Origin of the sequence: Neobacillus muris, assembly GCF_943193175.1 — a bacterium.
Classification (GTDB): domain Bacteria; phylum Bacillota; class Bacilli; order Bacillales; family Cytobacillaceae; genus Neobacillus; species Neobacillus muris.
The window spans coordinates 13,708-36,257 of sequence record NZ_CALPDF010000022.1 but is presented as its reverse complement, the minus strand read 5'-3'; the positions used below and the strand labels follow the sequence as shown (position 1 = coordinate 36,257).

Below are 22,550 nucleotides of genomic sequence, written 5' to 3'. Positions count from 1 at the left end.
CAGACACAGGTTAAAAAGACAGCCCAACCCGCCAAAAAAGGATGCGGCTGCAGCAAAAAGAGAAAAAAATAGGTTTTAAAACTGCTGGAGAGACCCGGCAGTTTTTTTTATGAACAATGCCCAGCTCACTCATAATTTAATTCAAATCAGAAAAAACTACATGTAGTTAAAATCATGAATTTACATAAAGGGATGAAAATGACATGAACTGGATTCGTTTTATAATTGCCCTAATCATTTTAGCCGGCCTTACTTCTTGTACGGATAAGCAACAAGCGAAGGACAGCCGGTTGGCATTGATGAAAACTACCGATCCAAAGCCCATTGTCACCGACGGAAAAGCAGGGAGTGACCAAGCTGAAAAAATAAAACATAAGGTTAGCTCGTTCCCCGAAATTTACGATGTTGCCGTAGTAAAAGGAAAAAAAGGGACCCTTGTTGCTTATAAAGTTAAACATTTACAGCGATTTAACATGAAAAAAATTGAACAAAAAATGACAAAGAAACTAGAAGATGAGTTTCCAAAAGAAAACTTTACGGTTTCAAGTGACTATAAAATTTTCCTTGAGGTTGTCAGGTTGAATGAAAAAATGCATTCGGGGTCAATATCGGATCGACAGGCGGACAAACGATTTAATGAAATTGTAGAAATGACAGAAGATATGAAGTAGAAAGGGAGATTAAATATGGCCAATAAACAGAACATGACACATGAACAGCAGCAATATCAGCAGTTGCAGCAAAAACACGAGAAAAAAAGGCCAGTATTGAAAAATTGCATTAAGGCTTTTTTTATTGGTGGGTTGATATGTACGGTCGGACAGGCTATTAGTTACTTTTATATTTATTTCTTTAATTTTACTGAACAAAGTGTTGGGAATCCAACGGTTGCCACGATGGTTTTCCTATCCATGCTGCTGACCGGTTTTGGTGTATATGATCGGCTTGGCCAGTTTGCAGGGGCAGGAAGCGCAGTTCCTGTTACTGGTTTTGGAAATGCCGTTATTTCAGCAGCCATTGAGCATCGGACGGAAGGATTTGTCCTAGGTGTAGGTGGGAATATGTTTAAACTTGCTGGTTCAGTCCTCCTTTTTGGTGTGTTTGCTGCCTTTGTGGTTGCACTCATTAAAACGCTGCTTGTTATATGGGGGGTATTATAATTGTTAAAGGGACAGCAGTCTTGGGTATTTGCCAATCGGCCAATGATTGTCTCTACAGGGGTAACAGGGGGGCCGTTTGAGGCAAATGGAAACTTAGCTAATGACTTTGATTTATTGTATGAGGATCTGTGGCTAGAGCAAGATTCATATGAGAAGGCCCAGCGGGTGCTGTTGGAGGATGCAATTGATATTACTTTAAAAAAGGCAAATATGCAAAAGGAACAGATTGACTTCCTTTTTACAGGGGATTTAATTAATCAGATTACTCCCTCAAGCTTTGCGGCAAGAACAGCGCAGATCCCTTATTTTGGTTTGTTCGGGGCCTGCTCCACCTCCATGGAGGGGCTGGCATTAGCCTCGTTTGTAGTAAATTATCATGGGGCAAAAAACGTGCTTACCGGGGCTTCAAGCCATAATGCTGCTACTGAAAAACAGTTTCGATACCCAACAGAGTATGGTGGCCAAAAGCCCCCTACCGCGCAATGGACGGTTACGGGTGCAGGCGTGGCATTGGTTCGAGAAAATCAGGCGGGGCAGAGACTCCCGGTTATCACTTCTGCAACCATCGGTAAAGTAGTGGATATGGGATTAACAGATCCTTTTAATATGGGGGGGGCGATGGCCCCGGCTGCAGCCGATACGATCAAGGCTCATTTTCGTGACCTTGCGTTAGACCCATCTTATTATGACTTAATTGTAACCGGTGATTTGGGACGGGTTGGCCATGATACCGCGTCGGAGTTATTAAAAAAAAGCGGGATTACCATGCAGCACGGCCAATTTCAAGATTGTGGCTTATTAATTTATAAGGACGATCAGCCCGTACAAGCCGGTGCGAGTGGAGCTGGATGTTCAGCCACTGTCCTATATGGGCATTTGCTCAATCAGATGAAACAAGGCCATTACAAACGAATTTTATTAGTGGCAACAGGGGCGTTGTTATCACCCCTTAGTTTTCAACAAAAAGAGTCCATTCCTTGTATTGCCCATGCTGTTGCGATTGAAATGAATGATTGAAGGAGGCATCTTTATGTTAGCCATGTTTTTTTGGGCCTTTGTCATCGGTGGATTAATTTGTGTCATTGGACAGCTTTTGTTTGATGTAGCCAAATTGACACCAGGACATACGTTAAGTTTGTTGGTAGTAATAGGAGCTGTTTTAGCAGGCTTTGGCCTATATGAGCCGCTCGTCAATTTTGCCGGCGCGGGAGCGACCATCCCGATTACTAGCTTTGGCAATTCGTTAGTCAATGGGGCTCTTCAGGATGCCAGAAATCACGGTTTGATCGGTGTGTTGACTGGAATGTTCCAAGTAACAAGTTCTGGGGTTTCGGCGGCCATTATATTTGGTTTTATTGGAGCACTAGTCTTTAAGCCTAAAGGATAATTTGCTCATTTTTTTATTGTATTGCGGCAGATGCTTGCCAGTGCCTATACACTTTCTTTAGGGGTTTCATATCTTATAGTGAAACTGTTAAAGCGAGGTGAATCACTTATGTGCTTTGGATATGGCGGCTTTGGCGGCTACGGTTACGGTGGGGGCTTTGGCGGCTCAACTTTCGTGTTAATCGTAGTATTGTTTATTCTGTTAATCATTGTTGGTGCAAGCTGGTATTAAAACTAAGCGCACACGATGGAAAGGGTTGGCCTAAAATTTGGCCAGCCCTTTCTATTCACCATTTTCGGTGCCCTTCATAAAATAAAGTAGTTTATGAAGGAGTGTGAAAGCGACGTGGACAATGGTTTCTTTAAGAACATTGAGAAGAAGACTGGCGTGAATATGCAGGATATTTTTGAATTAGCGAATTCATTGCAAAATGCTAACTTTAATGATGAAAAGACGGTCCGTGGTGTTATTCGTAAAGTTTCGCAGCTTGCCCAAAAACCAGTCAGCAAAGAATTAGAAGACCAAATTGTTAGGACTATAATCAAGGATGGAAAGAATCTAGATTTTACTACCATTTCTAACATGATTAATAAAAAATAATCAAAAAGGCCGTTTTCCTTAATGGAAACAGGCCTTTTTCATCCTAAATGGTCTTTATCATCGTTTTATGCGGAATGCCGGCATCGAGAAATTCTTCAGAAACGACCTCATACCCTAGCCGCGCATAAAAAGGGATCGCATGAGTTTGAGCATTTAGTTTCAGTTTATGAAACCCGTTTTCCTTTGCATAAGCTTCAATTTTATTCATGATGGCTTTACCTGCTCCTAGCTTTCGAGCGTCTTTTAATACACATATCCGCTCGACTTTCCCAAATCCCTCGACATTGCGGAACCGTCCTGCTGCAACCGGAACAGCATTGTTATACAGGATAAAGTGGATAGCGTCCTCTTCATATTGGTCAATTTCTTCTTCAACTGGCACATTTTGTTCTTCAACAAAAACAGTCTTTCTTATTGAAAAAGCATCTTCAAGCTCTGTTTGATTTTCTGCAATTTTAACGGTCACGATTACCTATTCCTTTCCAAGACGAAATGTTTCAAATACTGTCCAAGATTTATTTTCTAGTTGATATAGCAGGTGAAACCGGTCGATTGTTTCCTCATGAACAAATTTAGTCATCCGGAGTGACCCGTAAACATCGGAGTGCTCATCATTTGAAAGCCTTTGGCCGATTGTTATGTGAGGAACAAAAGCATAATCCGGGTTTTGGCTGGAAATTTCCTGGTTGATATCCTTCTGTAAGTTTTTAAGTTCTGTCGTTGGGTCTATTTTAAAATAAATTACATTATTAACAGGATAAAAAGAACTTACTTTCGAAGTTTTCAATATAAATGGCTGGGTATCCTGAGCAATTTGCCGGAGTTTATCAGCAAATGCATCGGCCTCCTGTTCTGATGCTTCAAAAGCATCTTTTAAAGTAAGATGGGGAGGAATTAACGAGTAGTGCGGGTCATAGCGTTTTCGATAGGAATTTGCTAAATCCTGAAGTTTTTTGGATGGAAAAATAACAACTCCAAATTTCATAGGGTTACCTCCGTTGTATTTAGCTTTGCACATGAACAATCCTCGACACAAGATACAATAAGTTTCATTCTATTATAACAAATTTTCTAAATTGATGAAATTATTGGTTTAGAAGTGAAAAACCGTTTTTAAGGCACGGCTTAAATCCGGCTGCCAATAAGTCCAAGTATGATTACCCTCAAATTCTTTATAAAAATAGGTAAATGGTTTATTTAGAAGAATTTTTGCAAGCTCCCGATTGGGGGTTAAGAAATCACTGGTTTCCCCATTTGTCATTCGTACTTCGGTTTCCCTGGTGCCAATCACATGATAAATTTCTAATGCATGATGCTGTGTAAAGGAAGCGGCTGCCTGTTTAATCGCTTCATCCACATAAGGAGACTGCATCAACACTTTGCCAAACGTGTTGGGGTACTGCAGTGCGGACAAAAACGAAACAGCACCTGCCAATGAGTCACCAAGCAATGCCCTAGTGGACCCAACTTGATAGGTCGGAAACTCTTGATCAAGGAAGGGTACTAATTCATGGGCAAGAAACCTGATATATTTTTGATTCAAAGCACCGCTTGGATGATATTTTTTTCGGCGGTCTTCTACATTTTTATAGGGTACCCCAACAATAATTAAATTTTCTATTTCTTTTTTAAAAAGATACTCATCTGCTTTTCGTCCAATACGGCCAAGTTGAAAATAGTCACGGCCGTCCTGGGCAATCAAGATAGAATACTTGTATAATGGAGAGTAGTTAGCTGGAAGATAGATGAGAAGCTGAAGTACTTCATTTAGTTCGTGACTGAAGATGGACATTTCCTTCATAGAGCCTTTTGGTATTTCCATTTGAATTCCCCCTAAAATGGCCAAATACAAATGCATTTTAACATATTGAATATAGGAATGGTAAAAGGATTTCAGGGGGAGAGTTAGTGGAGGTATCGCTGCTTCGATTGGTGTTCAGGCATGATGGCTAAGATATTCTCGCGTTTAAAAGTTCTTATTTGCTTGCGAAGCAAACAATAAGCTTTGATATATTCATCATTCACTTCCATGACAATGAATTTGCGCTGGGAAATTTTCTGGTTTTCAGCAAGGTATATCATTTCTAACGGTGTATGGTTTGCAACTGATTTTGTCAACAAGCTATCCATATTCATCACGCCTTTCTTCATTTTATATACATTATATCCGAACGTTCGTTCTTTATTCAAGAAAAACAGGAACATGTGTTCTCGATGGAATTATATATAAAAAATGAAGAGAATTATATTGACATTTTTATCTTTTTTAATATAATTATATTTGTACTTAACAAAATATTTATTTTATAAAATGATCTGTTAGCTCAGTTGGGAGAGCATCACCTTGACAGGGTGGGGGTCGGGGGTTCAAGTCCCTCACAGGTCATCATAAAAAAACCTTGATAATGTTGAATTATCAAGGTTTTTTTGTTGTTGCAGATGATTTTAAATTTATAATACAGTTTGATTGGCGGCAAATTTTTAGCTGCCTTTTTTTGATGGTCTTTCTCCATAAAGAAATAGTTAAATTTATTGGCAGAAGGTTATTAATCCATCTAAGAAGGATTAATAACCATATTCATGTTGTAAAAGGAAATAATTGTATGTTACTATTATTTAAATAGTCTAAATTATCTGATTTGATAATTATCTTCAAAATTTTTACTAAGAGAAAAACAAGAAGAATAAAGAGGAGGATTTGCTGTATGGCAGAAACGAAAAAGAATCGATGGCTTATAGCAGCATCAGCTGTTGGGATCCATATTTCGATTGGGTCCGTGTATGCATGGAGCAATTTTACTAACCCGCTAAAGAACTTGTTTGGCTGGTCAGATTCTGAGGTAGCATTAACATTTAGTATTGCGATATTGTTCCTAGGTCTTTCAGCAGCATTTTTAGGGCATTTTGTAGAAAAATATGGACCGAGAAAATCAGGACTCTTGGCCGCTGCCTTTTTTGGAATAGGCATTGCTGGTTCAGGTGTAGCCGTACTAGCAGGTTCCAAATTGCTGCTTTATCTGTTCTATGGTGTGTTGGGCGGAATTGGCCTGGGTGTGGGTTATATTGCTCCTGTATCAACATTAGTGAAGTGGTTCCCTGATCGCCGCGGACTGGCAACTGGTCTTGCGATTATGGGATTTGGCTTTGCGGCGGCTGTTGCTAGTCCAATAATGAATAGTTTAATCGTAAATGTGGGAGTGGCCAATACTTTCTTTATTTTAGGAAGCGTTTACTTCGTTTTAATGACAGCATCCTCGTTGTATTTGGAAAGACCGCCTGAAGGATGGGCACCTAAGGGGTATAAAGAAAAAGTCCAATCTGGTGCAGCTAAATCAAGCCTGGACCTATCCCAATTGACTGCAAATCAAGCTGTGAAAACAAGCCGCTTTTGGTATTTATGGCTGATGCTTTTTATCAACGTCACATGCGGAATTGCCATTTTGGCTGTGGCAAAACCATTGGCGATGGAGACGATTGGCATTGATACGGCAGCAGCAGCAGCTCTTGTCGGAGCGATTGGAGTATTTAATGGCTTAGGGCGCATCGGGTGGGCGTCCGCTTCTGATTATATTGGCCGTCCCAATACGTACACAACATTTTTTGTTCTTCAGATTGGCTTATTTTTCTTGTTGCCGCACACGATGAATGTTCTCCTATTCCAAGTGATGCTGGCGGTTATCTATACCTGTTACGGTGGAGGATTTGCATCTATTCCTGCGTATATTGGTGATTTGTTTGGAACAAAACAGCTTGGTGCGATCCACGGTTATATTTTGACTGCATGGGCAGCAGCTGGCCTGGTAGGCCCGATGTTTGCAGCCTATATTAAAGATACTACAGGGACCTACGCAGGCAGCTTAAACGTCTTTGCCGGATTATTCGTGGCTGCCTTCATTATTTCACTGTTAATCCGGACGGACATTTCAAAGCTTCGAAAACAAAAAGAAACCGGAATAACGGCTTAAATCACATGCAAATTGCGGGCTGTTTTTCGAATAATCTATACAACAATGTCGAGTGTCCGGGGAGAGAGCAAGTTAAAGTGATGAATACAAGTATTAAACGGCCGGTTATCCGTTATACGCTGGGAAACATAGAGGAAATCGAAGATTCTATTGTTACCGAACATCCGATTACCATCAAATTGAATCAAAATGAATTTGCGACTCTAATCTGTACACCAGAGTATATTGAGGATATGGTCATCGGCTTTTTAGCTTCAGAAGGGGTAATAAGGCGTTTTGCGGACATTGATGATATTTGGATTCAAGAAAATGAAGGATTTGCTCATGTTAAAACCAATTATCTCAATCATTTTTACGAGAAATTCCACTCAAAACGCTATATTAGCTCTTGCTGTGGAAAAAGCAGACAGGGATTCGTTTTTTTCAATGATGCAAGAATGTCGCACTACTTTAAGGAAGTGAACGTAAAAATAACGTATGAAGAATGCTTTCGATTTATGGAAGAAATGCAAAAAAACTCGAGTGTGTTTTTAGAAACGGGCGGTGTTCATAATGCCGCTTTATGCAGCAAAGATGGAATCATCCTTTCCCGTATCGATATCGGGCGGCACAATGCACTGGATAAAATCTACGGTTATTGTCTGCGAAATCAAATTTCCTTAAAAGATAAAGTGATGGTCTTTAGCGGGCGCATTTCCTCAGAAATTCTAGCGAAGGTGGCGAAAATTGGATGTGAGGTAGTGCTATCTAAATCAGCTCCAACGGAACTGGCACTTGAACTAGCAGAAGAACTGGGCATTACAACGGTCGGCTTTATTCGAAATACATCGTTGAATGTTTATACGCGGCCAGATCGAATAGTGGAATCACATTAAATGAATGATAATTACTTAGACTAACAGATAGGAAGATTAGAAGAGGAGTGTTTTTCATGGAAACTCATGTAAAGCAAGTGGAAACGATCTGCAGTTTCTGTGGAACGGGTTGTGGTCTTGTCGTTGAGGTGGAAAATGATAAGATCAGTAAAGTAAAAGGATTTAAAGAAAATCCATCCAGCCATGGGGAGACTTGTGTCAAAGGGGCTCTAGGCTGGGAATATATTAATAGTGACCGACGATTAACCGAGCCGTTGATTCGACAAAATGGAAAGCTGACGCCTGCCAGCTGGGATGAGGCTTTAACTCTTATTGCTGAAAAATTTTCAAAGTTAAAAGAAAGACATGGTCCAGATGCATTTGGGTGTTTCAGTTCTTCGAGATCTACAAATGAACTAAACTATCTTGCCGGCAAATTTATGCGTACAGTCATCGGCACGAATAATATTGACAGCTGCAACCGAACGTGACATGCTCCCAGTGTCACCGGTCTGGTGACAGCGTTTGGTACGGGGGCAGCGACAGGCTCCTATGATGAGTTAGAGAATACAGATGTAATTCTTGTTTGGGGAAGCAATACACAGGAATGCCACCCGATTATTTTTAACCATATGCGCCGCGGAATTAAAAATGGGGCAAAAATGGTTGTCATTGATCCGCGTCGAATTGATCAAACTAAGCTGGCCTATAAGTATCTGCCTGTTCGTGTCGGCACTGATATCGCACTCGCCAATGCCATGGGGCATGTCATTATTGAAGAGAATCTCGTTCATCAAGATTTTATTCAACATGCAACCGAACAATTTGAATTATATAAAGAGGCTGTTCACTCTTACACGCCGGAATATGCTGAAAAAATCACGGGCATTCCTGCAGACGATATTCGTGAGATTGCACGTCTGTATGCTTCCGCTAAGAAAGCAACGATTTGCTGGACGTTAGGCATAACGGAACATCATAATGGAACAGAAAACGTCTTTTCCTTAATTAACTTGGCTTTATTAACCGGCCATATCGGAAAATATGGATCTGGTTTAAATCCGCTCCGTGGACAAAACAATGTGCAGGGAGGCGGGGATATGGGAGCATTGCCCAATCGCCTTGTCGGCGGCTGGGATTACGATAATCCTGAAGGAAGAAGGCTCCATGAGCAAGTGTGGGGTGTACCGATTCCGGAAAAGATGGGTAAGCATCAGACACTGATGCTTGATGCAATGGAACAGAAAGAAATTAAAGCCCTTTACGTGATTGGAGAAAATCCTGTTCAATCCGATGCAGATGGAAATCATATACAGAAACTATTTGAAAATCTTGAGTTTCTGGTTGTTCAAGATATTTTGATGACCAAAACGGCGATGCTGGCTGATGTTGTGCTCCCGGCAACAGGCTGGGCTGAAAACGATGGGACACTGATTAATTCTGAACGGCGTATTCAACGAGTCCGTCCTGCCTTAAAAGGGCCAGGCATATCCCGACATGATCATGAGATTGTCCAGGACGTTGCCAAAAAGATGGGCGTTAACTGGAATTATCAGTCTGCGGAAGATATTTGGGAGGAAATTCGCCTGCTTGCGCCCAATTTTGCTGGCGTAACCTATAAGCGATTGGATGAAGAAGGCGGTCTGCAATGGCCCTGTCCTGATGAAAATCATCCAGGGACCCCATTCCTTCATAGCCGTCTATGGTCAAAAGAAGTCGGCATGAAAGCCAAATTTATGCCAACCCATTACCAGCCGCCTGCGGAAGTGCCTGATCATGAGTATCCTTTAATGCTGACAACAGGACGACGGCTTCAATTTTATAATACCGGGGTGCAAACAAGTAATTATAAAAAGGTAAAAAATGCGGAAGAAGGTTTAGAAATTCATCCGGAAGATGCCGCTCAAAATGGATTTAATGACGGTGATCCGGTCAAGGTAAGTTCAAGAAGAGGCAGTGTGGTTACAAAAATAAGAATAAGCAATAAACAGCCAAGAGGATTGGTATTTATGACCTTCCATTTTCCGGATCAGGTAAGTACGAATGTCTTGACCATTCATGCAACAGATCCACTTGCGGGTACAGCCGAGTTTAAGGCATGTGCTGTGAAGATTGAAGCACTAGAGGAGACTATTTCCCTTTCAGAAGCGCAGTAATGATGTATGAGAGCAGGCATAGCTAGCGAAATTCACTAGTTATGCCTTTTTTTGCAAAGATTTTAATTTTTGAAAGGATTGATTAAAATAAAAACGTTTCAAAATGAAATTTATAAGAAACAAGGATATGATAGAATAGAATATCAATTAACGCTAATAGGGAGGTTTAATGGTGAAATACATAAACATTGCCAACACTGAGTTAAAAGCATCAAATATGATTATGGGCAATATGCGAATCAATCAGTTATCACTATCAGAGGCGGAAAAGTTAATTCGTACAGCAATGGAGGAAGGAATTAATTTCTTTGACCATGCAGATATTTATGGGAAGGGGCAATGTGAGGAGCTTTTCTCGGAAGCTATCCAAATGAATCCTGCGATACGAGAACAAATGATGATTCAAAGTAAATGCGGTATTCGTCCCGACCTGGGGTGTTTTGATTTTTCAAAAGAGCATATTATTAACTCCGTAAACAAAATATTGCAGCGGTTAAGAACAGATTATCTCGATACCCTGCTTCTTCACCGTCCCGATCCGTTAATGGAACCTGAAGAAGTGGCAGAGGCATTTGAAGTGCTTCATACGAGTGGAAAAGTGAAGTATTTTGGAGTCTCAAATTTTAATCCTCTCCAAATAGAGCTGTTACAGAAAGCTTTGCCATACAAGCTTGTTATAAACCAACTTCAATTTGGCATTGCGCATACCCCGATGATTGATTCCGGTATTGCCTTAAATATGAAGGTGGATCAATCGATTAATCGGGATAGCAGTATAATCGAATACTGCCGTTTGCATGATATTACGATTCAAGCCTGGTCACCGTTTCAGTATGGATTTTTTGAGGGAGTATTTCTTGGAGACTTGGAAAAGTTCCCAGAATTAAATAAATCCATTGACAAGATGGCTGAAAAATATGGCGTTACCAGCACAGCCATCGCGGTAGCATGGATTACACGCCACCCGGCTAATATGCAGGTGGTGCTTGGTACAACGAAGGTGCAGCGCATAATAGATTCTTGCAAAGGTTCAGAGATCCAATTGACTCGTGAGGAATGGTATCAGATTTATCGGGCAGCAGGCAATATGGTGCCATAAGAAAATATGGGGACTCGTTTTCTATCCATTTTGTTCAGAGTAGGAAAGAGGTAAAAGGCTGACACTTCAATAAGATCAGTCTTTTTTATTTGGGTTAAAAGTCAGTATGACGCTCTGTTACCAAAACTTCTAACTGTTTCAGGCTTCTTCCGGGCATATAATATTTAAAATTTTATTTTAGAAATCTTCGTAATATTTGAAATTTTTTGTTGACATAAAACTACCAGTAAATTACAGTCTAATTATCAGATAATTATAAACATACAGAAAAAAAGAAGGGGAAGTGGGAAAAATGAAGGTGAAACGTTTCTTGGTTTGGGGGCTTCTTTTAGTCCTTAGTTTTGCCATTATCGGTTGCAGCAGTAGTGAGACAAGTAAAGAGAATACCGATAAAGAAGGAAGTGATGCTGAAAAGGTATCTGAAAAAGTAGAATTAACGATGTACAGCTGGAGACCTGAGGATCGCGAAATGTATGAAAAAGCGATAAAGAAATTTCAGGAGAAGCATCCTGAAATCAGTATCGATTTCCAGCCGTACGAATCAACGGAATACAATACCATTCTATCTAATGCTCTTGTTTCCGGTGATGGTCCTGATATTCTTCAGCTGCGTCCATACTCTGGTGCAACAACAATAGCAGATAATAATTATTTGCTTCCTCTTGACGATTTAACAGGTATTGAGAACATCAATAAAGAGTATCTTGATGCTGCTAAAGGAAGTGATGGGAAGGTCTATGGTGTACCACTTTCATTGAATTCAGGTGTAATTTTTTACAATAAAGAGATATTCGAGAAGCAAGGAATAAAAGTACCGAAAACATGGGATGAATTTATGACAGTGTGTGAGAAGTTAAAGAAAAACGATATTATCCCAATAGCTCAATCCGGTAGAGCTGCTTATTTGTTATCCATGACCCATGCAGTCATTGGTCCAGATGCTTACGGGCACAATGATTTCGTTGATAAGATTGTTTCAGGCGATGCAAATCTTGAGGATCCCAAATTTGTGGAGTCTGTACAAAGGATGAAGGATTTGGAAAAGTTTTTCCCAAAAGACTTTATTGCACTTGAAGATAATGACGCTCAAACCCTATTCTATACTGGCCAAGCTGCTATGTATATAAATGGTGATTACCGTTTAGCAACAATAGAAGGAACTGCACCTGATATGTCAATTGGGGTAATTCCTGGATTTGCGGCCGAAGATGGCGGGGAATTGGCTGTTACAACTTGGGTTGATGGGTCATATGCAGCTGCTAAAAATACAAAGCATCCTGAAGAAGCGAAGCTTTTCATGGAATTCTTAGCCTCAAAGGAATTCGGACAAATTTTCACGGATGAATCAGATCGTCTAAGTGCCATAAATGGTGTGACACCTAAACATCCGATCGTGAAGGAGATTTCAGCCGCAGCTGCTAAACATTCAACTCCTTATTTAATGCTTGTTCATTTTGGAGAAGGGGAACCTACTACTAAAACGACGTTTGAAAATGCCTTGCAAGGCATGTATTTAGGAAAATTGACGGTTGAAGGGGTCATTGATGAAGCTCAGAAAAATGCTGATAGGGCAGCAAAAGAATAATAGAACCTGAAATCATTAGCTGACTCAAAATAATTGTTTTTGACCCTTACGTATCATTATCTAAAGCCGGATGAAGTTAACATTAGATATTATCTAGTAGGGGAAGACAAAATTTAAGGGTCAGCTTTTTCTTTAGAAAAGCATAAGGAGGGAGATTTATGCCTGAATTAAAACCTTCATCTCTAATAGAAGTTTCAGCTAAACCAGCCAGAAAAACTTTTAATGCGAGGAAACACTTAGCTCATTTATTCTTATTGCCAGCCGCTCTTCTATATGGCACATTTCAGCTATTCCCACTGATAACAGCAGTTATAAACAGCTTTTATTCATGGAAAGGATTTAGCCGTGATTCCTTTATTGGACTGCAGAACTTTATTACTTTGTTTACAGAGTCCCCTTATAAAGAGACATTTGTAAATGCATTTAAACATAACTGGACATTTTTTTTCGTTAACGTTTGCTCTGAATTAGTAATGGCTTATATCCTGGCTTTAATTATTAATAGCAGACTGAAAGGGAAGGAATTCTTTAAGACTATCTTCTTTCTTCCTAAACTGCTTTCCGTCATTGTTATCGGATTCCTCTTTAGTCTTATCTTAAATCCTACAACTGGTGCACTTAACTTATTCTTAAAATCTGTCGGACTGGATTTCCTGGCACATCCATGGTTAGGAAGTACCGATACGGCGCTTATTACGATCATTTTAATTAATAGCTGGGCGGGTGTTGGATTTTCAATGCTTATCTTTCTTGCCAGCTTGCAGTCAATCGATAAAGAAATATTTGAAGCGGCAAAGATAGATGGTGCTTCTACTTTGAAAACTATCTTTACTATTACGATTCCTATGACCATGAATGCTATTATGACCATGACTATCTTAACCTTTATCGGCTGTTTTGAAACCTTTGAGCTCATCTATGCCATGCAAGGGTCGTCCGGTGGGCCGTACTATTCCACAGATGTTTTAGGGACCTATTTTTACCGGCTGGCATTTGGTTCAGTGGAGGGCGGTCAAGCAATAGGATTAGGGTCGGCAATAGCAGTAGTCCTATTTTTAATTATTGCCTGTTCAACAGCGATTCTAATGATTTATTTTAAACGAAAAGATTTTGAAAGATAGGGGGGCGTAACTTTTGCGGACAAAATGGCCTATTCAATCCATTAAATATATAATTTTAGCAATGATGACTATCCTTATTTCATATCCTATTTTATTGATGATTAACTCATCTTTTAAGCCTAAGCTTGAAATCATGATGTCCCCATTTAGTTTGCCAAAAAACTTTTCTTTTGAAAATTATCGAGTGGTTTGGGAAAAAGTGAACTTCTCCGGATATATCTGGAATAGTGTGATTGTAAGCGGTGTTTCTGTAATAGTCGTTATCTTTGTTTCCTCTTTGGCTGCATATTATCTTTCCAGGTATTCTTTTAAGTGGAATTCATTCGTTCTGTTCTTTTTTATGATTGGATTGATGCTGCCAATGAAGCTTGCCATTATTCCTCTTTATCTACTCATGAGAAATTTCCAGCTATTAGATACGCACTTCTCACTAATTGCTGTATATGTGGCAGGAGGCATTCCATTTGCTGTATTTTTATTTTACGGATTTTTTCGAACGCTGCCAAAAGATCTGGAACAGTCTGCTCGGTTAGATGGCTGCAATGACTTCCAAGTTTATTATAAAATTATGCTGCCACTAATGAAGCCTCCAATTGCTATTGTTGGAATCGTAAATTTAGTTAACGTGTGGAATGATTTTTTCTATCCGTTAATTTTCATTAAGGCTGATGAGCTAAGGACTATTCCACTTGGAATGTTGACACTTTTTGGAGAATATGATACGGAATGGAATTTATTGTTTGCTGGATTGACCATTTCTTCTTTGCCGTTATTAATTGCATTTATATTTGCTTCCCGGTTATTTATTGAAGGCTTAACATCAGGAGCATTAAAATGATGAGTAAAAGATGGATAACGTTTGATCTTGATGGGACTCTGATGCAAAATCCATTTGTAAGCTGGGTTTTTCCAGAAATTAGGGAATCGGTACTCCGAAAAACAAATGGAAAAGTGGATGCCAAAGAAACCATGATTGCAGAACATAACCGGCGGATGAAGCTAAACAAAGTTGTTGAAGCATATGACTGGGATCATATCTTATTACAGATCCTTCAAAATCATCATGTGGACTTAGAAATTTCAATTGAAGATCTAGTGAAAAAACATTCCGTTATTCCGAAAATTTACTTGTTAGAAGACCACTTGCTTGAATCATTGTCTCGATTAAAAAGAAACGGCTACCGGTTGGCAATTGTAACAAATGGGTATAGAAAATATCAGCAGCCAGTTGTAGATGCATTAGAACTTAGCGGATTATTTGATTGCTTTATTACTCCTGATCAAGCTGGTTATGCTAAACCGGATGTAAGGATTGTCTCGGATCTATTGAAGGAAGGAAAGGTGGCTGCTCACGTTGGGGATCGAATTGATCATGATGTGTGCTTGGCTAATCGACTAAATATTACTTCGGTGTTCATTTCCCGAAATTTGCCTCAGGAAGTTATACCATATCCTCACCTTGAAAGAATAAAACATCCTATATTCTATGAGTTTTATAAACAGAAATGGATGAGGGAGACGGGCAGTGTTTTAGAGGGGCATACTAAGATTGAGCTGCCAAAAATGGTGATTCAATCGATTGAAGAGTTTAGTTTACTTTTTGAAGGGTAAAAGAATGTATTTGATCTTTTAAATGAAAGGAACATATTCATGTCGAAAGGTGGACTGTTGTTAATTCGTGAATGTCTTTCAAGCGTGAAACCATCAGAGAGAAATGCAGCTCAATATATTATTGATAACCCGGAGAAGATTATTCATCTTTCTGTTCAGCAGCTTGCAGAAGCGAGCCATTCGAGTGAAGCGGCGATTACACGGTTATGTAAAAATCTTGGATTTAATGGCTTTAAAGATTTAAAAATAAGAATTGCTGGAGATCTTCCAAATGCTGCAGCCATTAATCCAGAATATAGTGAAATATTGCCTAATGATAATATCCCAACATTAATGAATTCATTAGCTATTAATACAATTGCCTCTATTAAGGAGACATTTCACTCACTAGACCCTAAAAAAATCCAGGAAGCAGTTGAACGATTAGCAGCAGCAGCTAGAATCGATTTTTACGGTGTTGGTGCATCACAGCTGGTTGCTCAAGATGCCCAGCAAAAGTTTTCCAGAATCGGTAAGACCTGTACAGCCTATACTGATGTACACCTGCAGCTTACCTCGGCAGCAAATTTATCCCATAATGATGTAGCGGTAGCCATATCGTATACAGGAGAAACCAGCCAGGTGATATCGGCAATCCGCCAAGCAAAAAATGCAGGGGCAGCCACCATAGTTATTTCAAAGTACGGGAAAAACCAGTTAAGTAAAATAAGTGATCTCCATTTAGGCATAATCGCAAAAGAATCGAATATTAGAAGTGCCGCAACATCATCAAGAATTGCCCAGCTCTATATCATTGATGTGCTATATACAGGAGTTGCGGGAACTAATTATGATTCTGCAGTTGTAAGGCTTGAAAAATCAAGAAAAGCCATTCAAGATGAGTTTGGCCATACAAGATAAGGCAGGTAATACGTAGTAAAAATGCAATGGCAATCATCCAATGTTAAGAATTTGCTGATTAAATTATTTTTTTAGAAAAATATATTGACGATGGTTTAAAAAAGTATTATTCTAAGTTTTGTGACAAGTACATAGTGAAAAGTCTTATCGAGAGAGATGGAGGGAAATGGCCCTATGAAGTCTCGGCAGCGGGTTCGTTTGAACACTGTGCCAATTCCATCAGGATATTCCTGATAGATAAGAAGAGTAGTACATGATATTTTACGTATTAAACCTCTTCCTATCCGGGAAGAGGTTTTTTTGTTAGGGTTAATAGATTTGAAGGAAAAATATTATTTTTATAATAATAATTTGAGCCTTCATACTCTAACGCAAATAAACGATAACATCATGGGGGGAAACAACATGAAAAAAGCTTTACTTTTAATGACTGCAGCTATTTTAATTACTATTACTGGACTTGCCGGCTGCGGGAACCAAGAAACTGCGAATCAAACATCAGGGCAAGCAGCCAAAAACATTAAGCAGGAAATCACAACAAACCTGGCAGGTGAACCATATACCCTAGACCCTGCATTTGCATCAGACACAACCTCTTTCTGGGTTATTGACCATCTATATGAAGGTTTGTACACCTATGATAAAAAAGGAAATATTGTAGAAGGTGCTGCCAGCAAAATTGAAACCTCTGATGATGGAAAAACCTATACTTTTACCATCCGTGATGGAGCAAAATGGTCTAATGGAGACAAAGTGACCGCGAAGGATTTCGAATATTCCTGGAAGCGGGTGTTGAATCCAGCAACCGGTGCCTATGATGCTTCTTCCATGTATTATATTAAGGGGGCAGAAGCTTATAATACCGGAAAAGGCAATGTGGAGGATGTCGGAATTAAAGCTGTGGATGATCAAACATTAGTTGTAGAATTAAGCAGCCCGTTAAAATTCTTTCCTAAAATTATGATGAGTGAGGCATATTTGCCGGTTAATCCAAAGGTGGTCGAGGCAAATAAAAACTGGGCGGCTGAGGCAGCAGGAATTGTAACAAATGGAGCCTATACAGTGAAAGACTGGAAGCATGATGCAGAGCTTTCGCTTACCAAGAGCAAAACCTATTGGAATGCAAAAAAAATTACTATGAATGATATCCATTTTAAAATGGTTGCGGATGCAACTACCTATTACCAAATGTTTAAAACTGGAGAACTGGACTTAATTAAACAGCTTCCAATTGACTCTATTGAACAGGAAAAGAGCAATGCGGAATTTGTTTCTCATCCGCAATTTAGTGTTTATACTTATACCTTTAACGTAAATGAAAAGCCATTTAATAACAAAAAAATCAGACAGGCCTTCTCGTACGCTATTGATCGCAAAGCCATTACTGAGAGCGTATCAAAAGCTGGAGAAATACCAGCCTATGGATACGTCCCAAATGGAGTCAAAACAGATTCAGGCAAGGACTTCCGTGACGAAGCCCCAAAATATTATCCATTTGACCCGAAAAAGGCTAAGCAATTATTAAAAGAAGGGTTAGAGGAAGAAGGTTTAGCTGAACTGCCAGCTGTTACCTTTAAATACAATACCGCTGACAACCACAAGAAGATTGTAGAAGCCCTTCAGGAAATGCTAAAACAAAATCTTGGCGTCGAAGTGAAACTGGAAAACCAGGAATGGAAGACCTTTATTGATACATTCAAACAAAAGAATTTCCAGGCAGCGCGAATGGGATGGGTCGGAGACTTTCTAGATCCAATTGGAGTACTCCATCACTATACATCAACTGACTCCAATAATTTCACAAGCTGGAGCAATTCAGAATACGATGCTTTAATCGAGCAGGCAACCATTGAGCAGGATGAAGCAAAGCGCTATGAACTTCTTCATCAAGCAGAAGATATCTTGATGGAGGAACTGCCAATTCTGCCGATATACTATCAGGCACAAAACGCATTGGTCAGTAAAAAGTTTGAAGGAATCCGATTTGCTGAACTATCGGAACCGGACCTTCGGTTTGCGAAAAAAATCTCAGAATAATACTAAAAAAAGTGCAGGGGTCTGCACTTTTTTTTTATCGAAAAATGAACCCCGTTTCAAGTTGAAAAAATACCAAAATTTGCAGGATTGTCAAATATTTTGTAAAAATACGAATCTTCCTCCCAATCAATATCGTATACTGAATTGACAGCTATACATAAAAAGAAAATGGGGGTTTTTTTATGGAAATTCAAACAGAAAAAAATACAAAGAAAGAGACTCCAAGTTTAATTGGCATGTTTACGAGTCCGAGCGAACAATTTAACAGAATTAAAGCCAACCCAAAAATCTGGCTGCCTCTCCTCGTTGTAAGCATTCTCTATGCGATTGGGCTGTTCTTTATGGTGTCGGCAATGGATGTCTCAACCTTAATTGATCAGGGTGTGCCCGAAGATCAGGCTGATGTCATTTTAGGAATAACAAAAGTCACCGTCGCGATCACTGGAATTATCACACCGATCATTGGTGCCCTTTTTTCAAGTGTTATTCATTTAGTAATTGCCAAGGCTGCCAGATCAAATGTTTCATTTAAGCAGCTATATTCAATGAATATTTTTATTATGGTGATAGGGGCAGCTGGATTACTATTAAATATGGTTATTAGATTTGCAATTGGCGGCAATCCAGAAACCTATGTAACGAGTTTAGCCGGCCTGGTTAATATGGAGAAGCCGGGCGGTTTGGCGTCAATTGAAGTATTTGGAATCTGGTCCACTATACTTACGGCTTTCGGATTGCATAAAACAGCTGAATTTTCCAAAGGGCTTTCATGGACAGTTGCGATTATATTCTTCTTATTAAGTGTTGCTTTTGGTTTCCTAGGAGGGTTATTGCCGGAGGCACCATCACTGTAGTGTAAGCAAACGCGTAATAGAACGCCCAATGAAAGGAGACAGGACAAGACTTATAAGGATACCGGCAGCGTCTTGTCTGAAATGCGATGAAAAAGAAGATATGGATTTCAGTCGGAATTATTGCATTGCTTGCGATCATGATTTCTGTGAGTGTCTATCGGCAGGTTTTTGCCAAGGGGCCATCTGTGACAACAGCGGCCATTAAAGAGGAAGAAATTTCGTCAATGCTATTAGTCCCAGGAACGTTGAAGCTGGAAGAAGAGCAGCAAATTTTCACTTCTCCGGAAAAAGGAGAAGTGAAAGAGCTGCTTGTCTCGGAGGGACAAGAGGTAAAAACGGGTACGGTACTGGCAAGACTTGACAACCCTCAATTGGAATTGGAAATTGAGCAAAACAAAATCGCCATTGAATCTGCCAATTTAAAAATTTCCAACCTTGATAAACAAATCAAACAACTGAAAGAAAAAAAAGCCTCATTAACAGACCAGATTGGGGAAGAGGAGGCAGAGAAGCAGCTGGATTCTGAGCAGGCAAGCTTGGACATGGAGAAAAAATTGGCTGGTCTCGATCTCAAACAGGCCAATCTTCAAAAAGAATTGCTGGAAAAAAAGCAAAGTGAGCTAGAAATCAAAAGTGCCATTGACGGTGTGATTTTAACAGCCAAGGAAGCCGCCGTGTCATCTGCTTCGGGAGCTGCCGAACCCCTGATACAAATAGGCAAGATTGATAGTATGATTGCTACAGGCTTGTTATCAGAATATGATACTTTAAAAGTCAATGCCGGCCAAAAGGTAACCATCAGGTCCGATGCTGTGCCTGATAAAGAGTGGCAGGGGGAAATTACGGCCATCGGCATACTCCCGCAGCAAAATCAAACCGTTGGCCAATCCAACAGCCAAGCCGTTCAATATCCTGTCACGGTGAAAATATCAGGTGATATTCAAACATTAAAACCTGGATTTCAAGTCATTATGGAAATTGAAACAGATAAAAAGAAAGCTAAGGTCCTGCCAATCGATGCTATTCATGATGATGGAGATCAGCCTTATGTTTATGTTGTAAAACAGGGGAAGGCTCGTAAACAGAATGTAAAAATCGGCATTTCTTCCGGGAAAAAGATTGAAATAGTGGGCGGCATTCCTTCTGGAGATCGTGTCGTTGTAAAGGGGCCAGATCAGCTGAAGGATGGGATGGATGTGACAATCAAATGATTCAACTGGAATCCATTACAAAATCATTTTTACTGGGAAAGGAAACGATCCATGTTTTAGATGATATTAATCTATCTATTCAAGAGGGAGAATTTGTCGCAATTATGGGGCCATCAGGCTCTGGAAAGTCGACACTGATGAATATCATTGGCTGCTTGGATAAACCGAGCACTGGGAGGTATTTGCTCGATGGGCAGGATGTATCCAGCTATAATGATAAAGAATTGGCCCTTGTAAGGAACCAGTCTATCGGATTTGTTTTTCAGCAATTCCATCTTCTCCCCCGTCTGACAGCGATTAAAAATGTTGAGCTTCCCATGATCTATGCAGGGATTTCTAAAGCAGAACGACATGAGAAAGCAGAGCGCGCTTTAGAAAAAATGGGACTTTCCGATCGGTTCAATTATTTGCCTAATGCTTTATCTGGCGGGCAGAAGCAGCGCGTGGCGATTGCAAGAGCGATGGTTAACAATCCAAAACTCATTTTGGCAGATGAGCCGACTGGTGCCCTTGATACGAAGACCAGCATGTCGATTATGAATCTTTTTAAGGAGCTTAACCAAGAAGGAGCCACCATCGTAGTGGTGACACATGAACCGGAGATAGCCGAATTTGCCAGCCGGACGATTATGGTGAGGGACGGTTTCATTCAACCCTCTGAAGCTCTTGATAGGAGGGCGCCTCTATGAGCTTTATGGAAAACCTGGTGATGGCGTTAAATTCTTTAAAAACGCATAAAATGCGCAGTATTTTAACGATGCTTGGTATTGTCATTGGGGTTGCTGCCGTGATTATTGTTGTGGCCATTGGGCAGGGCGGTGAAGCCATGCTGAAATCTCAATTTACCGGATCCGCGAATACGATAGAGGTTTTTTACCAGCCTTCTGAAGAAGAAATACAGGCTAATCCCAATATTTTATTGCAGGCGCCATTTAAACAAGAGGACATTCGGGCTCTTCAACAATTGCCTGAAGTTAAGCAAGTGGTGGCATCGAGTACGACCATGTCTGCTGCCAGATACCAAAAGGATTCGAAGGATATTTCAGTTACAGGGATTAACCAATCCTATCTACAATTAAATGACTTGAAAGTTGAAAGTGGGAGAAATTTTACTACTGCTGATTTTCTGGGTGGAAGACGGGCCGCACTAATAAGTAATAAACTGAAAGAAGAGCTTTTCAAGGGGAAAAATCCAGTTGGCAGTATTATGACAGTAGCAAACCAGCCCATTGAAATTATTGGCGTGCTTGAAAAACCTACTGGAATTCTTTCGTTTGGATCAATGGAAGTCTATCTTCCTTTTCAAACATGGAAAGTAGTGTATGGTAGCAGCGATTACACACAGCTGACCATTCAAGCTGCTTCAGCAGAGCAGCTTCAAACAGCGGGAAAAAAGGCATCGAGCCTTTTAAATAAGCTGCATAATACAGAAAATTCGTACCAGGTCATCAACATGGAGGAAATCTCTCAAGGAATCGGACAGGTTACCCAAATTATGACATTAATTATTGGCAGCATTGCCGGTATATCTCTATTCGTTGGCGGGATTGGTGTCATGAATATAATGTTGGTTTCCGTTACGGAACGAACAAGGGAAATCGGTATTCGAATGGCACTTGGAGCCACAAGGGGGCAAGTGTTGACGCAATTTTTGATTGAATCGATGACTCTTACCTTAATCGGCGGGATCATCGGTATTTTCTTTGGCTGGGGCACAGCCAAAATCGTGAGCCTATTTGCCGGCTGGCCGTCTTTGGTTTCCTGGCAGGTGGTGGCTGGCGGAGTGGTATTCTCCATGGTGATAGGAATGGTGTTTGGCATCCTTCCGGCCAATAAAGCTTCAAAGCTTGACCCAATTGAATCGCTCCGATATGAATAGAAAGACGGCTGCACATAAAAAAATGGAATGATGAAATAAGGGGGATGATTCTTAAGAAGAGTCATCCTTTTTAAGTTTTCTAAAAAGAAACGAATATTTTGGGAACATGGGTCATTCTACTTGAAATCTAA

The 22,550-nt window shown here is 40.0% G+C and carries 24 protein-coding genes, 1 tRNA gene and 1 riboswitch; of the genes, 21 read left to right on the top strand and 4 right to left on the bottom strand.

The genetic code is table 11. The features are described 5' to 3' along the window. Nucleotides 1-203 precede the first annotated feature (203 nt). The 6 genes from NFS43_RS14655 to spoVIF all read left to right on the top strand — a co-directional run bounded on the left by NFS43_RS14655 (nucleotide 204) and on the right by spoVIF (nucleotide 3,147). Entirely contained in the window at nucleotides 204-671 is a 468-nt protein-coding gene (locus tag NFS43_RS14655) for a YhcN/YlaJ family sporulation lipoprotein (RefSeq protein WP_251552446.1), read from the top strand. 15 nt (nucleotides 672-686) lie between these two features. Then, the gene (gene spoVAC, locus NFS43_RS14650) at nucleotides 687-1,160 is read left to right on the top strand and encodes a stage V sporulation protein AC (protein ID WP_251552445.1); all 474 of its coding nucleotides are present in this window, start codon (nucleotides 687-689) and stop codon (nucleotides 1,158-1,160) included. Beyond that, nucleotides 1,161-2,177, top strand: coding sequence for a stage V sporulation protein AD (gene spoVAD / locus NFS43_RS14645; protein ID WP_251552444.1), 1,017 nt, complete (start codon nucleotides 1,161-1,163; stop codon nucleotides 2,175-2,177). Between the two features lie 13 nt (nucleotides 2,178-2,190). Continuing rightward, nucleotides 2,191-2,547, top strand: a complete 357-nt coding sequence (gene spoVAE / locus NFS43_RS14640) for a stage V sporulation protein AE (RefSeq protein WP_251552443.1) — start codon at nucleotides 2,191-2,193, stop codon at nucleotides 2,545-2,547. 108 nt (nucleotides 2,548-2,655) lie between these two features. Then, nucleotides 2,656-2,778 (top strand): YjcZ family sporulation protein, encoded by a 123-nt coding sequence (locus NFS43_RS14635; RefSeq protein ID WP_251552442.1) that lies wholly within the window; start codon nucleotides 2,656-2,658, stop codon nucleotides 2,776-2,778. 114 nt (nucleotides 2,779-2,892) lie between these two features. Then, nucleotides 2,893-3,147, top strand: a complete 255-nt coding sequence (gene spoVIF / locus NFS43_RS14630; protein WP_251552490.1) for a sporulation-specific transcription regulator SpoVIF — start codon at nucleotides 2,893-2,895, stop codon at nucleotides 3,145-3,147. Nucleotides 3,148-3,190: 43 nt separating this feature from the next. Here the strand turns inward: spoVIF and NFS43_RS14625 are convergent, their stop codons facing one another. The 4 genes from NFS43_RS14625 to NFS43_RS14610 all read right to left on the bottom strand — a co-directional run bounded on the left by NFS43_RS14625 (nucleotide 3,191) and on the right by NFS43_RS14610 (nucleotide 5,298). Next, a complete protein-coding gene (locus tag NFS43_RS14625) occupies nucleotides 3,191-3,613 on the bottom strand; it encodes a GNAT family N-acetyltransferase (RefSeq protein WP_251552440.1) in 423 nt (140 codons plus the stop codon). 6 nt (nucleotides 3,614-3,619) lie between these two features. Next, nucleotides 3,620-4,132, bottom strand: a complete 513-nt coding sequence (locus tag NFS43_RS14620) for a YjcG family protein (RefSeq protein WP_251552438.1) — start codon at nucleotides 4,130-4,132, stop codon at nucleotides 3,620-3,622. Nucleotides 4,133-4,240: 108 nt separating this feature from the next. Then, a complete protein-coding gene (locus tag NFS43_RS14615) occupies nucleotides 4,241-4,969 on the bottom strand; it encodes an alpha/beta hydrolase (RefSeq protein ID WP_251552437.1) in 729 nt (242 codons plus the stop codon). A gap of 83 nt (nucleotides 4,970-5,052) precedes the next feature. Further along, on the bottom strand, nucleotides 5,053-5,298 hold the full coding sequence (locus NFS43_RS14610; protein ID WP_251552436.1) for a hypothetical protein: 246 nt from the start codon (nucleotides 5,296-5,298) through the stop codon (nucleotides 5,053-5,055). A gap of 162 nt (nucleotides 5,299-5,460) precedes the next feature. On the opposite strand from NFS43_RS14610, the gene NFS43_RS14605 reads away from it, so the two are divergent. The 15 genes from NFS43_RS14605 (at nucleotide 5,461) to NFS43_RS14535 (ending at nucleotide 22,419) form a co-directional block, all read left to right on the top strand. Beyond that, nucleotides 5,461-5,533 (top strand) — tRNA-Val (locus tag NFS43_RS14605). Between the two features lie 319 nt (nucleotides 5,534-5,852). Next, nucleotides 5,853-7,112, top strand: a complete 1,260-nt coding sequence (locus NFS43_RS14600; RefSeq protein WP_251552435.1) for an L-lactate MFS transporter — start codon at nucleotides 5,853-5,855, stop codon at nucleotides 7,110-7,112. Between the two features lie 80 nt (nucleotides 7,113-7,192). Next, entirely contained in the window at nucleotides 7,193-7,987 is a 795-nt protein-coding gene (gene fdhD / locus NFS43_RS14595; protein ID WP_251552434.1) for a formate dehydrogenase accessory sulfurtransferase FdhD, read from the top strand. A gap of 56 nt (nucleotides 7,988-8,043) precedes the next feature. Beyond that, complete coding sequence (fdhF, locus tag NFS43_RS14590) at nucleotides 8,044-10,122, top strand: formate dehydrogenase subunit alpha (RefSeq protein WP_251552433.1); 2,079 nt, start codon at nucleotides 8,044-8,046, stop codon at nucleotides 10,120-10,122. Nucleotides 10,123-10,294: 172 nt separating this feature from the next. Next, nucleotides 10,295-11,221, top strand: coding sequence for an aldo/keto reductase (locus tag NFS43_RS14585; RefSeq protein ID WP_251552432.1), 927 nt, complete (start codon nucleotides 10,295-10,297; stop codon nucleotides 11,219-11,221). 292 nt (nucleotides 11,222-11,513) lie between these two features. Further along, nucleotides 11,514-12,806, top strand: a complete 1,293-nt coding sequence (locus NFS43_RS14580) for an ABC transporter substrate-binding protein (protein ID WP_251552431.1) — start codon at nucleotides 11,514-11,516, stop codon at nucleotides 12,804-12,806. A gap of 158 nt (nucleotides 12,807-12,964) precedes the next feature. Further along, nucleotides 12,965-13,927: a carbohydrate ABC transporter permease gene (locus NFS43_RS14575; protein WP_251552430.1), complete on the top strand. Its 963-nt coding sequence runs from the start codon at nucleotides 12,965-12,967 to the stop codon at nucleotides 13,925-13,927. 97 nt (nucleotides 13,928-14,024) lie between these two features. Continuing rightward, a complete protein-coding gene (locus tag NFS43_RS14570) occupies nucleotides 14,025-14,765 on the top strand; it encodes a carbohydrate ABC transporter permease (protein ID WP_251552429.1) in 741 nt (246 codons plus the stop codon). Next, on the top strand, nucleotides 14,765-15,538 hold the full coding sequence (locus tag NFS43_RS14565; protein WP_251552428.1) for an HAD family hydrolase: 774 nt from the start codon (nucleotides 14,765-14,767) through the stop codon (nucleotides 15,536-15,538). The genes NFS43_RS14570 and NFS43_RS14565 overlap by 1 nt, the downstream gene beginning before the upstream one ends. A gap of 39 nt (nucleotides 15,539-15,577) precedes the next feature. After that, nucleotides 15,578-16,438: a MurR/RpiR family transcriptional regulator gene (locus tag NFS43_RS14560; RefSeq protein ID WP_251552427.1), complete on the top strand. Its 861-nt coding sequence runs from the start codon at nucleotides 15,578-15,580 to the stop codon at nucleotides 16,436-16,438. 141 nt (nucleotides 16,439-16,579) lie between these two features. Next, nucleotides 16,580-16,682, top strand: a riboswitch (SAM riboswitch). Between the two features lie 161 nt (nucleotides 16,683-16,843). Next, nucleotides 16,844-18,475 carry a peptide ABC transporter substrate-binding protein gene (locus tag NFS43_RS14555; RefSeq protein ID WP_251552426.1) on the top strand — a complete coding sequence of 544 codons (1,632 nt, stop codon included), beginning with the start codon at nucleotides 16,844-16,846 and terminating at the stop codon, nucleotides 18,473-18,475. Nucleotides 18,476-18,657: 182 nt separating this feature from the next. Beyond that, nucleotides 18,658-19,329 (top strand): YknW family membrane protein, encoded by a 672-nt coding sequence (gene yknW, locus NFS43_RS14550; protein ID WP_251552425.1) that lies wholly within the window; start codon nucleotides 18,658-18,660, stop codon nucleotides 19,327-19,329. Nucleotides 19,330-19,415: 86 nt separating this feature from the next. Continuing rightward, nucleotides 19,416-20,540, top strand: a complete 1,125-nt coding sequence (locus NFS43_RS14545) for an efflux RND transporter periplasmic adaptor subunit (RefSeq protein WP_251552424.1) — start codon at nucleotides 19,416-19,418, stop codon at nucleotides 20,538-20,540. Further along, entirely contained in the window at nucleotides 20,537-21,229 is a 693-nt protein-coding gene (locus NFS43_RS14540) for an ABC transporter ATP-binding protein (RefSeq protein WP_251552423.1), read from the top strand. Before NFS43_RS14545 ends, NFS43_RS14540 begins: the two co-directional genes overlap by 4 nt. Further along, on the top strand, nucleotides 21,226-22,419 hold the full coding sequence (locus NFS43_RS14535) for an ABC transporter permease (protein WP_251552421.1): 1,194 nt from the start codon (nucleotides 21,226-21,228) through the stop codon (nucleotides 22,417-22,419). The genes NFS43_RS14540 and NFS43_RS14535 overlap by 4 nt, the downstream gene beginning before the upstream one ends. Nucleotides 22,420-22,550 lie beyond the last annotated feature (131 nt).

Excerpts from the sequence above, each read along its gene's own strand:
- NFS43_RS14575 (WP_251552430.1), top strand. The coding sequence starts at position 12,965 with ATGCCTGAATTAAAACCTTCATCTCTAATAGAAGTTTCAGCTAAACCA.
- NFS43_RS14545 (WP_251552424.1), top strand. The coding sequence starts at position 19,416 with ATGAAAAAGAAGATATGGATTTCAGTCGGAATTATTGCATTGCTTGCG.
- NFS43_RS14565 (WP_251552428.1), top strand. The coding sequence starts at position 14,765 with ATGAGTAAAAGATGGATAACGTTTGATCTTGATGGGACTCTGATGCAA.
- NFS43_RS14615 (WP_251552437.1), bottom strand. The coding sequence starts at position 4,969 with ATGGAAATACCAAAAGGCTCTATGAAGGAAATGTCCATCTTCAGTCAC.
- yknW (WP_251552425.1), top strand. The coding sequence starts at position 18,658 with ATGGAAATTCAAACAGAAAAAAATACAAAGAAAGAGACTCCAAGTTTA.
- NFS43_RS14535 (WP_251552421.1), top strand. The coding sequence starts at position 21,226 with ATGAGCTTTATGGAAAACCTGGTGATGGCGTTAAATTCTTTAAAAACG.
- NFS43_RS14610 (WP_251552436.1), bottom strand. The coding sequence starts at position 5,298 with ATGAAGAAAGGCGTGATGAATATGGATAGCTTGTTGACAAAATCAGTT.
- NFS43_RS14580 (WP_251552431.1), top strand. The coding sequence starts at position 11,514 with ATGAAGGTGAAACGTTTCTTGGTTTGGGGGCTTCTTTTAGTCCTTAGT.
- NFS43_RS14570 (WP_251552429.1), top strand. The coding sequence starts at position 14,025 with ATGATTAACTCATCTTTTAAGCCTAAGCTTGAAATCATGATGTCCCCA.
- NFS43_RS14555 (WP_251552426.1), top strand. The coding sequence starts at position 16,844 with ATGAAAAAAGCTTTACTTTTAATGACTGCAGCTATTTTAATTACTATT.
- spoVAE (WP_251552443.1), top strand. The coding sequence starts at position 2,191 with ATGTTAGCCATGTTTTTTTGGGCCTTTGTCATCGGTGGATTAATTTGT.
- NFS43_RS14620 (WP_251552438.1), bottom strand. The coding sequence starts at position 4,132 with ATGAAATTTGGAGTTGTTATTTTTCCATCCAAAAAACTTCAGGATTTA.
- NFS43_RS14635 (WP_251552442.1), top strand. The coding sequence starts at position 2,656 with ATGTGCTTTGGATATGGCGGCTTTGGCGGCTACGGTTACGGTGGGGGC.
- spoVAC (WP_251552445.1), top strand. The coding sequence starts at position 687 with ATGGCCAATAAACAGAACATGACACATGAACAGCAGCAATATCAGCAG.
- NFS43_RS14655 (WP_251552446.1), top strand. The coding sequence starts at position 204 with ATGAACTGGATTCGTTTTATAATTGCCCTAATCATTTTAGCCGGCCTT.
- NFS43_RS14600 (WP_251552435.1), top strand. The coding sequence starts at position 5,853 with ATGGCAGAAACGAAAAAGAATCGATGGCTTATAGCAGCATCAGCTGTT.
- fdhD (WP_251552434.1), top strand. The coding sequence starts at position 7,193 with ATGAATACAAGTATTAAACGGCCGGTTATCCGTTATACGCTGGGAAAC.
- NFS43_RS14540 (WP_251552423.1), top strand. The coding sequence starts at position 20,537 with ATGATTCAACTGGAATCCATTACAAAATCATTTTTACTGGGAAAGGAA.
- NFS43_RS14560 (WP_251552427.1), top strand. The coding sequence starts at position 15,578 with ATGTCGAAAGGTGGACTGTTGTTAATTCGTGAATGTCTTTCAAGCGTG.